General features: G+C 33.2%; 11 protein-coding genes. 9 read left to right on the top strand and 2 right to left on the bottom strand.

Translation table 11 applies throughout. The features are described from left to right. Nucleotides 1-580 precede the first annotated feature (580 nt). Nucleotides 581-1,210, top strand: coding sequence for a response regulator transcription factor (locus tag EKM02_RS01550; protein WP_126451717.1), 630 nt, complete (start codon nt 581-583; stop codon nt 1,208-1,210). Here EKM02_RS01550 and EKM02_RS01545 read toward each other — a convergent pair. Beyond that, complete coding sequence (locus tag EKM02_RS01545; protein WP_126451716.1) at nt 1,207-4,245, bottom strand: ATP-binding protein; 3,039 nt, start codon at nt 4,243-4,245, stop codon at nt 1,207-1,209. The genes EKM02_RS01550 and EKM02_RS01545 overlap by 4 nt on opposite strands. Before the next feature lie 504 nt (nt 4,246-4,749). Between EKM02_RS01545 and EKM02_RS01540 the strand changes: the two genes are divergently transcribed. The 5 genes from EKM02_RS01540 (at nt 4,750) to EKM02_RS01520 (ending at nt 13,056) form a co-directional block, all read left to right on the top strand. Then, nucleotides 4,750-8,712 carry a gliding motility-associated C-terminal domain-containing protein gene (locus EKM02_RS01540; protein WP_126451715.1) on the top strand — a complete coding sequence of 1,321 codons (3,963 nt, stop codon included), beginning with the start codon at nt 4,750-4,752 and terminating at the stop codon, nt 8,710-8,712. A gap of 54 nt (nt 8,713-8,766) precedes the next feature. Beyond that, nucleotides 8,767-9,681 carry a type IX secretion system membrane protein PorP/SprF gene (locus EKM02_RS01535; protein ID WP_126451714.1) on the top strand — a complete coding sequence of 305 codons (915 nt, stop codon included), beginning with the start codon at nt 8,767-8,769 and terminating at the stop codon, nt 9,679-9,681. A gap of 11 nt (nt 9,682-9,692) precedes the next feature. After that, entirely contained in the window at nt 9,693-11,630 is a 1,938-nt protein-coding gene (locus tag EKM02_RS01530) for an OmpA family protein (RefSeq protein WP_126451713.1), read from the top strand. 151 nt (nt 11,631-11,781) lie between these two features. Next, a complete protein-coding gene (locus tag EKM02_RS01525) occupies nt 11,782-12,465 on the top strand; it encodes a hypothetical protein (RefSeq protein ID WP_126451712.1) in 684 nt (227 codons plus the stop codon). 45 nt (nt 12,466-12,510) lie between these two features. Then, a complete protein-coding gene (locus EKM02_RS01520; protein ID WP_126451711.1) occupies nt 12,511-13,056 on the top strand; it encodes a hypothetical protein in 546 nt (181 codons plus the stop codon). Nucleotides 13,057-13,247: 191 nt separating this feature from the next. Here the strand turns inward: EKM02_RS01520 and EKM02_RS01515 are convergent, their stop codons facing one another. Next, on the bottom strand, nt 13,248-13,643 hold the full coding sequence (locus tag EKM02_RS01515) for a response regulator (protein ID WP_126451710.1): 396 nt from the start codon (nt 13,641-13,643) through the stop codon (nt 13,248-13,250). A gap of 128 nt (nt 13,644-13,771) precedes the next feature. On the opposite strand from EKM02_RS01515, the gene EKM02_RS01510 reads away from it, so the two are divergent. The 3 genes from EKM02_RS01510 (at nt 13,772) to EKM02_RS01505 (ending at nt 15,796) form a co-directional block, all read left to right on the top strand. Next, on the top strand, nt 13,772-14,686 hold the full coding sequence (locus EKM02_RS01510; RefSeq protein WP_158614715.1) for an IS4 family transposase: 915 nt from the start codon (nt 13,772-13,774) through the stop codon (nt 14,684-14,686). A 705-nt stretch (nt 14,687-15,391) separates the two neighbouring features. Continuing rightward, complete coding sequence (locus tag EKM02_RS14860) at nt 15,392-15,541, top strand: hypothetical protein (RefSeq protein ID WP_199878452.1); 150 nt, start codon at nt 15,392-15,394, stop codon at nt 15,539-15,541. 12 nt (nt 15,542-15,553) lie between these two features. Beyond that, nucleotides 15,554-15,796: a hypothetical protein gene (locus tag EKM02_RS01505; RefSeq protein WP_126451708.1), complete on the top strand. Its 243-nt coding sequence runs from the start codon at nt 15,554-15,556 to the stop codon at nt 15,794-15,796. The last annotated feature ends 10 nt before the right edge of the window (nt 15,797-15,806 follow it).

Raw genomic sequence — 15,806 nt, 5'->3', positions numbered from 1 at the left:
GTCCGCTTCACATAGCGTGTTTCTTCATGTTTTTCCATTAGGATACTTTTTGTGTATCGCTATTTCAGGACGGGACAATAAGTAAAAAAAAAAGCCGCTAAAAAACCGATATATTTCAGTTTTTTAGCGGCTTTTTTTTGTGTAATTACGGGGTGAGGCTTATAAAAGAGCACTTGGTGAGATATTTGTTTTTTAGATATTAAAGGATTTTTTGAAAGCAGAATTTTATATTTCATCTATTTATTTTAGTTTACTACTTTATTTTTTTAAAATATCGGTTAATAGTAGTTGTTTTAATTTATTAAAAAAGTGACAATAGTATTAAAATTTTATTTTAAGATTTATAATATTAGTATTTTAATTGACGATAAGTCATTTATTTCTATTATTTTTAACAATAATAGTAGTTTTTAGGAAAGAGCTCAAGGCAGAAGTATTTTAGATTTTAAGATAAATTAAGCTATCTTTGTAACTGTTTACTAACTTAAAATATTGTATTTCAGTGTTTAAACAAAAAAAATAATTTTATACTAAATTGTTTTCGTAAATAAATTAGTTTAATATAAAAGTTAAACAAATTATGCCCTATAAAATTCTATTAGTTGATGATCACTTGGTTGTAAGAACTGGAATTTCTATTGTTTTAAAACAAGAGATTGAAAATTTAAAAATATTTAACGCTGAAAATTTTTTAGAAACAATTTTAATTTTAAAAGAAAATTATTTTGATTTGGTTATTTTGGACATAAATATTCCTGGTTCTAAAAAGACAGATATGATCCATGATATCAGGTTGATACGACCTAATATTAAAATACTTATTTTTTCAGCTTATGAAGAAGATCTATATGCTTGTCGGTATATTATTTCCGGGGCTAACGGGTATTTGAATAAATTGAGTAGCGAAAAAAAAATTGTTCAGGTTGTTCTGTCTATTTTAGAAAACGGAAAATACATTACGGATGCCGTAATGAACAAAATAGTAGCTTCCGCACTAAATAAAACACCATTGAATCCCCTAGAAAAATTGTCTAAAAGAGAATTTGAGATTGCAGGATTATTAGTTGAAGGATTGGGTAATCTAGAGATTTCTAATACGTTGAAAATTCAAATGTCAACTGTTAGTACGTATAAAAACCGAGTTTTCGAAAAACTTAGAATTAAGAATGTTGTTGCCTTGATCGATGTTTTTAAAATCAATAAAAATTAGATTGTATCAATAATTATTTCGATGCTTGTTCCACTGTCAGGTGGACTAGTAATTTTTATTTCCCCCTCAATTATACCAAGTAATTCGATAATCATGGGTAAACCCTGTCCATAATTTCTGGAAATTTCTTTTTGTAGAGTTTGTTTTTCATAAAGAGTCGTGTAGTAATCAATTAGTTCTTCATCCATCCCAATTCCGTTATCTTTTATGCTGAAAGAGAGTTTTTTACCCTTAGTCTCGGATCGTAATTCGATAGTACCGTTTGTGGTGTTTTTTAACGCATTGTCAAAAAGATTATGAATAATTATAGATACTATTTTTTTGTTCGTTTTTAAGGATTCGGTTCTATTCACGCTATTAATTATGATTGTATTTTCAGACAATGCCATTTTTTCAAAAAGCTGAATTTCTATAGCAACCAAATCATACAAGGAATAACTATTTTCTTCTAATTTTTTGTCTTCAATAAATATTTTGGAGTATTTCACGAGATTTTCAACATAAACATACAATTGAAATGACGATTTATAAGCTGATTTAGCCTGTTCTTGAAGGGATATACTGTTCATTTTATCTAAATCTTTATACAGATGATGGACTGTTAGAACGAGGTATTTTAATGGGCTCTTGATGTCATGGCTTATTGTTTCTATTAACCTTTTTTGTTGAAGAATTTCTTGTGTCAGATTGGTTTTTGAAATCTCTAATGCTGTAATTACGGTTGCTAATTTTTGGGTTCTGGCTACAATTATTTGCTCTAATTCTTTATTTTTATTTTTTATGTACAAGAAGCGGATTCTTGATAAATAGAAAATTATCGCAAGGCCTGTAAAATACATAAGGGCTTTAAACCATAAGGTCTGATAAAAAGCAGCTAATACGATCAGCGTTATTTTTTTATAATGGTATTTTGAATTAAAACCCGGAAGATGTCTTATGACCAATGTATATTCTCCTGGCGGTAAAGCGGTGTACGAAATACGTTTATTAGCGCTTATTTTTTCCCAGAGACTTTTGTTTACCCCATTAAGTCTGGCTTCTAAATTTAGATTATAGGGGTTTCCGTAATAAGGGGAATCAATAAAAAAAGTTACTCTTTCAAAATTATTCTGTAAGACAATTGTATCTTTAAAATAAGTGCTTTTATGATCGATAATAACTTCATCTATGAATAAGGTTTTGTCTGGAAGAATGGGTTCTATTGTGTTAGGATTAAAAAAAACCATCCCGTTAATAGAAGGAAAAGTGATAGAATCATTTTCGAGATAATTTCCGCAAGGTTGGCAGCCTCCATTAAACTCATTGGTCAAGAAACCATTTGTTTTATTATAAAAATGGTAATAGATCGTAGTTGTTTTATCCTGCGTATATTGAAGTAATGATTTCTTTGAAGCCTGAAAAAGACCTTTATTTGTACTGATCCAAAAAAAACCTTTTTTGTCTTCAACGATACAGTGGGATGAATTTAGATATTTGTTTTGATCTTTAGGGAACGTGTGTAGGGTGTTATTTTCAGACAGAAAAAAACCTTGCTCATAAGTTGTAATCCATATTTTTTTATCGCGGTCTATAAAAATACTGCGCACGTTTAATTGGGCTGTGTTTTTTATAAGGTCCAACAAATAAGCTCTACAGTCATATTGATAGAGTCCTTTGTCGGTTCCTAGATAAACAATTTTATGTTCGTTTTGGGCTATATAATTAATGTTTACGTTAAGACTAAGTAATAATTTCGGTTTTTGATTGTCTTCGTTTGCGATCACATAAAGTTTGGCTTTATTTCCTTCCTCCCGTCGTAAACTTACCCAAATAGTATTATCCAAGTCTGTATAAATCACTTTTATTTCCTGATCAAAAGTATACTGTTTGTATTTTTTGTAATTTGATTCCTTGGAGTACCGATACAGATTTTTCTTATGTACAATCCAAATTCCGCCAGAAGCATCCTTGGTCATAGTTGTTTTAGCATTAAAGTACTTCCCACTAATAAAAGGTATGCTATCAATTATTTTTGTCGAGTTTAGGATTAGTCCCTCATTTGTAATGATAGTGTTTTTTGTAAAAGGCAGACTGGAATAGTACAGTTCTGCTTTTAGCGGATTTTTCTTTACGGATTTAAAACTAGAGAACGTAATTATACAAAGTCCGTTAGTACTGCTGCCAAGGAATAGTTTTAAGTTTTTGGGGTCATGAAAAACAGAAATAATATTACTGTAATCAAAATCTTTAAATTCAGCGATACATTCAGCTGATAAACGCTTATTTTGCGCCGTTAATCGGTAAATTTTATTTTTAGCATACAAAAAAACTTGATTTGCAGTGGTATTCCAGTAAATTTTAAAATTTTCTTTAAGAATTGAATTTAGTTTTCCGGAGTAAATTTTGTTATTGGAAATAAAATCATAGTCTCCATTTTCTTTCAAATAATACAGCGTATCATCAAGAGTGAAAAAATTTAAAACAGATTTATTTGTATACGGAATTTTAAAAATGCGTTTCATTTTAGAATCGCGTAATTCAATTGCTGTAGTATTTAAGTAATACGTGTTGTTGTTCGATAATTCTACATATAATTGATCTTTAAATCCTACAGTTTTTAAAGAAGGGAGTCCTCCGTGAGGGAAAAACACTTTCCCGTTTTTTACACTATTATGTTTAACCTTTTTATTATTTATTATTTGTATTCGTCTATTATGAATGAGGATTAATTCTTTTTTATCTTCATTAAAAGCATATAAACTATCCTTTTTGACATTTCCTAAAATATCTCCAAACCGACTTCCCTTTAATTTAGTGTTAGCTGAATTAAAAGTTAAAAATTGATTTCCATCATAGCGTACCAAACCATTCTCAGTACTTAACCATATAAAATCATATTTATCAGATACAATAGTTTTGACGCTACTTTGGGGTAATTCATTGTTATCCGAGCTATACCAGCGATAAGTGAAATTATTTTGACTAAAACTACTATTTGATAACAGCGTTAATAGGATACAATTAAAAAAATAATAAATAGGAGAGGATCGTTTCATTTTTTTTGAAAAGGTTTTATATCTTTTTTCAAACGTACTCACTATTTTTTAGAATACCAACATGATGTAGTAGTAATTCTACAATAAAATCGCTTTAATACTACAAGAAGAAGAGGCCTTATAGCTTTGTTAAATCTTAGTTTTGGACTTTGAATAAGTGTTAAAAAAAAACATTTTTTTTAACAAATTTAAATAAAGTTATTTCTTACTTTACTGAAGAATAAATGGCGAAAATAGCAATAAAATTTTATTTGTAGTAAAAAAATATTATATAAAAAAAACTTTTTAAGTCTGAAAAAAGGGTGAATTTTCAATTTTATTTTTTCATCATGAACCAAATATTTCCTATGCGAAGATACATTAATTACGTTTTTTAGCAGTATTGAATTTTCATACACGAGGCGTTAAAAACGATTATAACTATTTAATTATAAGCATTTTAGCTTCTTTAAAAAGTATAAATTAATACAATACCTTTTTAAGTTTTATTTAACCGAAACAGTTATGTTTAAAAGCACTTATTTTTTTAGAGTACTATTCTTCCTACTCTTCTTTTCAGGACTAAGCAAACCAAATCTATACGGACAGTGTAATACTGTAGATCCAATACCTTTAGTGTCAGCTACATTTAATGGCCTTACAACAAGTTCATCCTCAGCTGGTGTATGTAATCCTCTTTTGGGTTGCGTTATTTCAAATGTTTCGGCACTCATTGATGCTGATTTGACTAATTTTGCAACAGCCAGCACTACTTTAGGGGCCGGGGTTACTCATAATTTGAGAGTAACAGATGGAAATGCGACTTATGCTAGTGGTACTTTTGCCGGATACAGAATCGCTCCTTCTGGAGGTTCATTATCATTGGATTTACTGAACGGAATTTCAATTAAAACCTATCTTGGAGGCGTTTTAAAAGAGACCCACACAGGTTCAGCACTCGCAAGCTTGAGTGTGCTGTCTAATCCCGGTAATTTTATAGTTGGATTTAACTCTAATCAATCTTTTGATGCTATCGAAATCTCGATAGGTAGTTTATTGAGTGTTGCAACTTCAACAGCTGTATATTATCCCGTTATTGTGAATTATTGTGCTGGCCCTCAATTAGATTGTAATGCGCCTACGGCTATGAATTATCCATTATTCCCGACAACAATAGAAAATGGGCATACTGGAGTTTCGGGTGTAAGTATTGGCAGTGTTTCCAACACAGGGAATGTGATAACGGCGAGTACGACCGATTTTGCATCAATTCATTTACTTCTGGGTGTAGTGGGTTCCGGGAGCTTAGCCGTCAAAGATCAGGTTGTTGATTACCCAGCAGGAACTTATGCCGGTTTTGAAATAGAAAATTCAAATTTACTAAATATTGCCGCATTAGCAAATGTTGAGGTAAAAACGTATTTGAATGGAGTAGCACGCGAACAATTTTCAGCAAATAATTTGGCAGTAAATGCTGTATTACTTAATAGTTCAGGTCGTTATAAAGTAGGTTTTATAACAACTCAATCTTTTGATGAGGTTCAAATTATTGTCAATCAAACCGTAGGAGTCACCTTAGGGACAACTAGAATCTATAATGCTGTTTTTGAAAATTTTTGTGCAGGTCCTGCATTACCCTGTAATACCCCGGTTGCAGTTACTTCTCCAACGTATCCTGTATTTGTAAATGGTGCAAATACTGGTATTGATGGATTAGTTTGCGCCCTTTGCTCCGTTAGTGATTCCGAAAACCTGATTGACGCAGATCTTTTAAATTTTGCACAAATTAATTTAACTGCCAGTGTTGGATCTGCAGGAAGTATTTCAATTAAAGATCAAATAACAGATTATGCCGCAGGTTCTTTTGCTGGTTTTGATATAGAAAATACTGCTATATTAGATATCAATGTGCTGAATGCAGTTGTATTGACTACGTATTTAAATGGGGTGTTGCAAGAGTCCAAAACAGGTAATTCCGCTTTGGTGTCTGTAGGAACTAATCTTTTGGTTGGGGGAAGTAGAAAAACAATAGGGTTTGTTACTGCATTACCTTTTGATGAAGTCAAAATTACATTGATTAATACCGCTTTAGTTTCTCTTGGAACCACTAAAATTTATAGTGCCGTATTCGAAAATTTTTGTCTACCCACAGTAGCATGTGATACTACTTATGTTTGGACTAATCCTGACTTTCCTGTCATTATAGATGGGGATAATACCGGTATTGATGGAGTAGCTTGTGTGGCTTGTGCGGTTAATAATACTAATAATGTGTTAACTCCTGACAGTACTGATTTTGCTGAAATCAGAATAACAGCGGGAGTTATTTCGTCCGCCGCTATAGCAGTAGCGGATCAATTATTTACGTATCCAGTAGGTACTTTTGCTGGATTCACCATTAAAGACCTGAATAATTTAATCGAATTGGATTTATTTCAATCATTAACGCTATCCACTTATTTAGATGGTCAGCTGCAGGAAGCTAAAGGAGGTTCTCAACTACTTAAATTACTCATTACGATACCTCCTGTGGGTTCTGGAACCGGTTTTTATAATGTCGGATTTCAAGCAACTTTACCTTTTGATGCAATCAAGATCAGTGTAGGATCGCTCGCTAGTGCTATAAACAATATAAATGTTTATGGAGCATTTGTAAATACAACAAATAGTGATGGTGGGACTTTGTTATGTTCTGTCTCATCAATTTCTATTACTAAAAAAGGAACGTATTTAGATAACAATGGGGATGGAATTACAAATATTGGTGATACCATCACTTATGCTTTCGTTGTGACCAACACGGGCGATACTGATCTTAGTGCGATAACCGTAACCGATCCTAATGCAGTCATAACTGGAGGACCTCTAGCAACATTAGCAGCTGGGGCGTCTGACAGCACAACGTTTACCGGAATACACACTATTTCACAATCTGATATTGATGCAGCGGTAGTATATAATTTAGCGACTGTTGTTGGAACTCCTCCTACTGGTGCTAACGTAACCGGTACTTCAACAGATCCAACACCATGTACCACATGTCCAGTAGATCCAACATGTCTTACTTGTACAGTAACACCAGTAGCATCCAGTCCAAGCATTGCTTTGGTAAAAACTGGAACCGTTTCAGGAACTGGAAGTGTAGGCGATGTTATCACGTACACATTTGCTGTTACCAATACGGGAACTACAACAATTACAAATATAGTGATTACCGATCCCATGGCTGGATTAACGATCAGCAACAATCCAATAGCGACATTAGCACCAGGAGCGAGCAACAGCACAGTTAAAGGCACCTACACGATCACCCAATCCGATGTTGATGCAGGACAAGTCACCAACAGTGCTTTGGCCACAGGACAAGATCCAAGAGGGAACGCGGTAAGGGATGTATCAGGAACCACGATGACCAATGATACGCCAACAGTAACGATAGTACCATCCAAACCAAGCATTGCTTTGGTAAAAACTGGAACCGTTTCAGGAACTGGAAGTGTAGGCGATGTTATCACGTACACATTTGCTGTTACCAATACGGGAACTACAACAATTACAAATATAGTGATTACCGATCCCATGGTTGGATTAACGATCAGCAACAATCCAATAGCGACATTAGCACCAGGAGCGAGCAACAGCACAGTTAAAGGCACCTACACGATCACCCAATCCGATGTTGATGCAGGACAAGTCACCAACAGTGCTTTGGCCACAGGACAAGATCCAAGAGGGAACGCGGTAAGGGATGTATCAGGAACCACGATGACCAATGATACACCAACGGTGATTTTGTTAAAAGAAAATCCAAGTATTACTTTAACACAAAGGGGTGTGTTTGAAGATCGTAATGGAGATGGTTTTGCCCAAATAGGAGAAACAATAAGGTATTCATACACAGTAATGAATATGGGAAATGTAACCCTTAATTCAGTTACGTTATCAGATATTATGCTTGGAATTACTATTGTAGGTGGACCAATACGTTTGTCGGTAGGTGAGACTAATAGTACTGCATTTGTGGGTATTTATACTTTGACACAACAAGATCTGATTAGAGGATTTGTAACGGATCAGACTATAGCTTATGGAACAAGCCCATTAGGGACAATAGTACAAGATTTGTCACACGAGAGTAATCCTTTAGAGGATGATGCCATTGTACTTGGTGTGAAGGCATGTATCCTAATCGTTTTTAATGCAGTGTCACCAAATGGGGATGGTTTAAACGACTTCTTTTTAATTAAAGGCATTGATTGTTTCCCAAACAATACAGTTGAGATTTATAATCGCTGGGGAATTAAGGTGTATGACATACAGGGGTATGATAATGATAGTAAATCGTTTAAGGGATTTTCTGAAGGAAGGGTATCCATCAAAGAAAGCAATGGTTTGCCCAGTGGCACTTACTTTTATATCATTAAATATGTTGACTTAAACGGGATTGGAATTGATAAAACCGGGTATCTACAACTGAGTAGAAACTAATTTAAAAACTTCTGAACAACTATTTTAGTTTACTGGAATAAACAAATAAAGATTATGAAAACAAAAGGTATAATAATTAGTTTACTGTTCGTTACTATCTCGAGTTTTGCGCAACAGGATGCTCAATACACCCAGTACATGTATAACACCACAAACATCAATCCTGCCTATGCGGGTAGTCGGGGTGCAATAAGTATTTTTGGATTGCATAGAACGCAATGGGTGGGATTTGAAGGAGCTCCTATAACGAATGCCGCGTCTATTAATGCTCCTATAGAAAACACTAATTTAGGGATAGGACTCTCCTTTGTAAATGATAAAATTGGACCCGCTGATCAAACTGCGATATCCGCGGATATGTCGTATACTATTCAAACTTCGGATACCTATAAACTATCCCTTGGATTAAAAGCTACGGCTAATTTGTTAAATGTAGATTACACAAAATTAGATCGATTTGATTTGACTGATCCCCAATTTCAAAATAACATCAACAATCAGTTTTCTCCAAATATTGGAGCTGGTATTTTTTATTATTCGGATAAATTTTATGTAGGGGCTTCAATTCCTAATTTTATAGAAGTACAACATTATAACGATACTAAATCTGCATCTGAAAGTACTAAAATGCATTACTATTTGATAGGGGGGTATGTCTTTGATTTAACCCCGAGTGTACAATTTAAACCGTCTTTTTTATCTAAGATAGTTGCGGGTGCGCCTTTGCAAATGGATCTGTCTGCTAATTTTTTATTCAATGAAAAATTTGTTTTGGGAGCAGCATGGCGAATTGATGCAGCATTAACTGCAATGGCAGGTTTTCAAATAAGTGATGGCTTATTTATTGGGTATGGATATGATTTTGAAACCACCCAATTAGCCAATTATAATTCAGGATCTCACGAAATATTTTTACGTTTTGAAATTTTTAAAAGCGTAGATAAAAAATTAACACCAAGATTTTTCTAAAAAGAGACACCATGAAAAAAAATAGTATTTATATCTTATTAATGATTGTTTCATTGAATGGCTATTCACAAAAGATGGCCTTGGAAAAAGCAGAAAAGGAATATGAAAATTTTGCCTATGTTGATGCTATAAAAACATACGAACGGCTTTTTGATAAAGGATACAAAACAGCAGACATGTTGCAAAAACTGGGAAATTCGTTCTATTTTAATGCAGAGTTAGAAAGCGCAGCCAAATGGTATGGGGAGCTATTTGTCTTGACAGAAAATGTCGCTCCGGAATACTATTATCGGTATGCACAATCTTTAAAATCGAAGAAAGAATATGCTAAAGCCGATGCTATGATGACCAAATTCAATCAACTAAATGGCAATGATACTAGGGCAAAACTTGCCGCCAGCCAGAAAGATTACCTATTAATTATCAAGAAAAATTCAGGGCGCTATACTATGCAGAATGCCGGAATCAATTCTGAATATTCGGATTATGGGAGTTCTTTTTTTGGAGATAAAATAGTTTTTGGCTCGGCAAGATTTAAAAATGGACTTGTGAATAGAAAATATTCTTGGACAGGAGAAGGATATACAAATCTGTATCAGTCGGATAAAAATCCTGATGGAACTCTTACTGGAGCAAAATTATTTTCTAAAAAGCTGAATTCGAAATTCCATGAATCTACCGCTGTATTTACTAAGGATGGACAAACCGTTTACTTCACAAGAAATAATTTTTTGAATCATAAAGTAGGGGAAAATACCAATAAAACAACTTTGTTAAAGATATACAAAGCCTCATTTGTAGCTAATGAATGGACTGCAATTACGGAGTTACCTTTTAATGATGCGAATTATAGTGTTGCCCATCCTGCGCTAAGTCCAGATGAAAAGACGCTCTATTTCTCCTCTGATATGCCGGGTACATTAGGGCAATCAGATCTTTTTAAAGTTAGTATTAATGAAGACGATACTTTTGGAACGCCCATAAATTTAGGCAAAGAGATAAATACTGAAGGAAGAGAAACCTTCCCTTTTCTTACCGCTGATAATGAACTTTACTTTGCTTCAGATGGGTATCCCGGATTGGGCGGACTGGATATTTTTGTAGCCAAAGCTTCTAAAGAAGGTGTTTTTAAGAACGTGTTAAATGTTGGGGAGCCTTTGAACAGTCCACAAGATGATTTTTCTTTGATTATCGACACTTCAACTAAAATAGGATATGTCACTTCTAATAGAGCGGGAGGACAAGGTGGAGATGATATTTACATGTTAAAAGAAATTAAAAAAATAGAATATCCCTGTGAGCAATTTCTAGTAGTAGCAGTATCCGACAAAGAAACAGGATCCCCAATTGCAGGGGCAAAAGTGAGTTTATCAGACAGTAATTATAAATTAGGAAAAGAAATAATAACAAATGCTGAAGGTTATTTTGATTTTGGACAGGTGGATTGTGAGGCTATATTTTACATCAAGATTGTGAAAACAGAATATAACACAGATGAAGTAACAGTAAATGTCGCTAAGGACAACGGAAAAACAATAGTACCTATAGTTTTAGAAAAAACAATCAAAAAACTCAAAGCAGGGGATGATTTAGCTAAAGCTTTAAATATTAAAATGATCTATTTTGATTTAGATAAGTTCACTGTTCGCCCTGATGCAATGTTAGAATTATCAAAAATTTTAGATGTTATGGAACAAAATCCGAATATGAAAATTGATATTCGCTCTCATACGGACAGCAGACAAAGTCATTCCTATAACCAGAAATTATCGGAACGAAGGGCTCAATCATCTATGGAATGGTTAATCAAGAACGGAATTCATCCTTCTCGCCTGACCGCAGAAGGGTATGGCGAAAATCAGTTGATAAACATATGCGCTGATGGTATCATCTGCACAGAATTAGAACATCAGACCAATAGAAGAAGTGAATTTATCCTGGTAAAATAGTTTTTATAGTTAGCTTTTTATAGATAAAAATTAATCTTTTATTGAAATTACAAGCAATTTTTTATTAATCCCAGCTGGGTTATACATCTTAAAAAAAAATATAAGTTTAGATGGGTAAATCCACAAAACGCAACGTTTAAAATACATTAATATGAAAAAATATATAGTTGGTTTTTTAGTTTTTAGTTCATTTCTTACACATGCCCAAATAGGTATAGGAACAACAACTCCCACATCACAGTTAGATGTCAATGGGGATTTAAGAGTGAGAGCAACCACTTTAGGTACTGGGTTAGAGGCCGCCAAAGACTCTATTCTGGTAATTAATTATAAGGGAGTTGTCAAGAGAGTCACTTCAAAACAAATTTATGACAGTCATATCAAGTCTTTTGTAAAAGGGTCTGCAAGCGGTACAATAAATCTTGGTACGACAATAAGCGCTACAGCTTATAAAACGATTCCTTTTAGCACTGAGGAATTTGATGAAAATAGTGATTACAACACAACTACTTACCAATTTACAGCACCTCAAAATGGGATTTATAATGTGTATGTGCAATATGAATTGACTACACTTGTCGCGACTACGGGAGTTGGAGTAGCGATCTTTGTGCAACGCAGCGGCACAAACACTCTAGAAGCGGAGGAAATATTTGACAGTATAAATATTTCTGTGCTCACTATAAATGTGAATGTATCTCCCCCAACCAGAAAAACAAGTACGTTAGTAAAGTTAAATGCAGGGGATAAAATCTTTTTTGGAGCGGCGGCAGGAACAACAATTTCGCTGTTGTCTGGATCAAAATCGTTTTTTACGATTATGCAAGTCAAGTAACTTCTTGTTGTGTAAGTTTTGAATTGATCTGATTACCTTTGCATCATGAAAAATTTTTTTCGTCCCAACCCTAATTCTTTCAAAAACACTTTTTGTGTATTTGATGAGATTTCTATTGATGCTATAAATGGACTGAAAATTCAGTATGACAGCAAATCGGGCAGTAAATATTATTATACTAAAACGGGAATGTATCGGTTGTCCAATCATTGGGGACGATTAGCTAATAGCAAATGGCGATTAGAACCTTTAGAACCAGAAACAAATTTTAAAATTAAATTGGGTTATGCTTCTTGGAATCGTTTTTATCCAGATAATGCTATAGAAGAACTCTATTATTTAGAAGCAAATTATCTAAAGAAAACGGTCCATTATCAACACAGAAATAATCCAAAGTATGATAAAAAAGCGATCTTGAGAACCAGTTTTGAAACCACTAAACGCATCAAACAGATCCGGAATTTATTCAATCTGACTTCGTGGGCGAATTATTTTGATTGCGACGATATTGATCTTTTGAGAGAGGAAATTATCAATCAATTAATTTTTACTACTAAAACGTTAGAGGAAATAAAAAAAGAATTCATTTGATGCCAGCCAAGGAATCATCTGAAAAATCTTGATTTTTCGCCTTTTAAGTAATAACCATGGTATAATGTCGTGTTTTAAAATCAGGATAAAATTATGTAACAATTTGATTTAAAGTCGTTTTACTTAAAGTTAATTCTTTTGACTTTACGACTGTTAAACCTTCGACTTACTTAGTAGACTACTTCGTGTTTTTAATCATTTAAAGAAATCAATAATAAATCTTTAGTAGTGATAGGCTTAGACAGGTATCCTAGAATATTTTCATATGATTTAGATTTGTTTTTATCTTCAACTGCAATGGAGGAACTCACGATATACACAATGATTTGTTTATCAAATAAAGGTTTTATCAGTCTTATTTCTTCCATAAATTCCCAGCCGTCCATTATTGGCATATTAATATCCAATAAAATGATATCCGGAAGGGCAGCATTCTTTTCTAAAGCAAAATGAAGATAGTCAATCGCTTCTTTTCCATTTTTGAATGACGATACCCTCGAAAATATTTCGGACCTTTGAATTATTTTATTTACAATAATTTGGTAAATGGCATCATCATCGACTATCCAGATTGCTTTTTTTGTCATTAAATATAGATTTTAAATCACTACTAACCGACTAAATAAATTCAAGATAAAGGGCCACTTTTAACAGTAAGCCCTTTTTTTTCATATCTTTTGCTTACCAAATCAAAAAAACATGAGTTCCAAAGATATTGAAAAAAGTTTGTCGGTCAGCCGATTTTAAACAATTGATTGATTTTATTCCCAAAATCAAATTTGAGATTCTTGCAAAAAAGCATCAAACAGACCGATATTACAAGTCTTTTTGTGCTTGGACACAACTTGTAACGATGCTTTTCAGAGTTTTTAGTCGTTGTAATTCTATGGGAAAAATTTGCGATGGAATGTTGGCAATGCATGGAAAACTAAACCATTTAGGGTTTGATAATTCTCCTGCAAAAAGTACTGCTGACGATGATCTCCGGGAAAGAGACAATGAATTTTTTAAAGAATTTTATTTTTTATTGCTCAAACACTTTGAACCTCTTTTGTCGGTCAGCCGAATTGATAATATTTCATTTGATAAACTTTTCATATTTGATTCCAGTACAATCAGCCTATTTTCTCAAGTGATGAAAGGAGCTGGACGCAACCAAAAAGGCGAATGCAAGAAGAAAGGTGGCTTAAAAGTTCATATGCTTATCGATGCTCATTCACAAACTTCAACATTTGTAAAATTTAGCGAAGCCAAACTGCACGACAAAAATTTTCTGAAATACCTAAATCTGCCAGAATTCAGCATTATTGTCTTTGATAGAGCTTACAATCATTATCTTCAATTTGCAAAATTTACCCAAAATAAAATCAATTTTACGTTCCGGTTAAAGTCCAATGCAGTCTACGAAGTGGTACAAGAATCATTTTGTCAAATCCAAGGGAGAACTGGTTTTGGAGTATTAAAAGAAGAACATATTCACTTAAAATACAAAGAAGAAAATCAAGAAAAAAACCTGTGTTTACGAAAAGTTGTCTACCGAGATGACAAAGGAAGAATCTACGAATTTATTACCAATAACTTTGAGATAAGCATTCAAGAGGTGGCTTTGATTTATAAAATTCGTTGGTAGATTGAGTTACTTTTCAAGAAACTTAAACAAAATTTGTAACTGCACTATTTTTATTCAGAAACCGAAAACGGAATCAAGACCCAAATCTGGATTACACTCATAGCTCAATTACTTTTGATGGTTCTAAAGGCAAAATCGCAAACAAAAAAAGCGTTTTCGATAGTAGCTGCATTGATAAAAATTCATTTAATAAGCAATTTGGATGTTTTTTGGGTAATTGAGAATACTCGCAGAACGTACACGATACGATTAAAAAGGGCTAAATCGCCAAACCTTCAAACCGCATTGTTCTAAAATACAGGGAGGTAAGTCTTTTAAATATAAAAGAATTTCCGTGACTAATAAAGGGATGCAGGAGGTTTTTTGTCTAATTTATATTTTAGTCGGTTAGTAGTGTTAAAGATTAAAGTAAATTTTTATTTGGGTTTAGTTGCAGTGTTAATTTTTGTGTTTTATACGTTTTTTATTATATTTGGCGCACGATCTTTAATATTAAAAAAATTGATTTTTTAAAAGAAACGAACCCTATGGAGAAGATATTTCAAAGCCCATTGTGGAAATTTAAAGCATAGAGAAGCCTGTTGACAATTAAAAAAAGTACGATCAAACTAAAAAAAAATTTAATTTCAATAATTAAACCGAACTTTGCAGTAGTTTTTGAATCGAAAAATTGATTCAACATTTGATAATTTAGAGCGCAAGAGCATGAGTAGAAATAACGAAAGAAATATTAAAAAACACAACGATAAGTTACACAAAGCGCAGGATAAAGTTAAGCAAGCTGAAATGCTGCGCAAAGAAAAACTAAAGCAAATTACTAAAAAATTTAATGAAGATAAGGCTTCAGAAAAATAATGTAACTACATCATGGAAAAAAATAAATTTAGCGAAGTAAAAAGTGGCGTTCAGCAAATAATCGATTTTATTGCTAAAAAAAATGCCCGGGAAGCCAATACTAAATTAGCAGAAGTTAGTGAGCAATTAGATGAACTCTTGGATTTTGCCGAAGAGGATGAAGACCTGATGGAGGTAAGCCGTTATCAAGTCTTGTTGAACCAGTTGCATCAAAAAATAGCAGGGTTAAATGGACAGGCAACTGAATCCATTTAAACGAATTGTA

Source organism: Flavobacterium sp. RSP49, assembly GCF_003968735.1.
In the GTDB taxonomy this organism is placed as follows: domain Bacteria; phylum Bacteroidota; class Bacteroidia; order Flavobacteriales; family Flavobacteriaceae; genus Flavobacterium.
The sequence above is the reverse complement of the archived record's forward strand: the minus strand, read 5'-3'. Positions and strand labels throughout refer to the sequence as shown.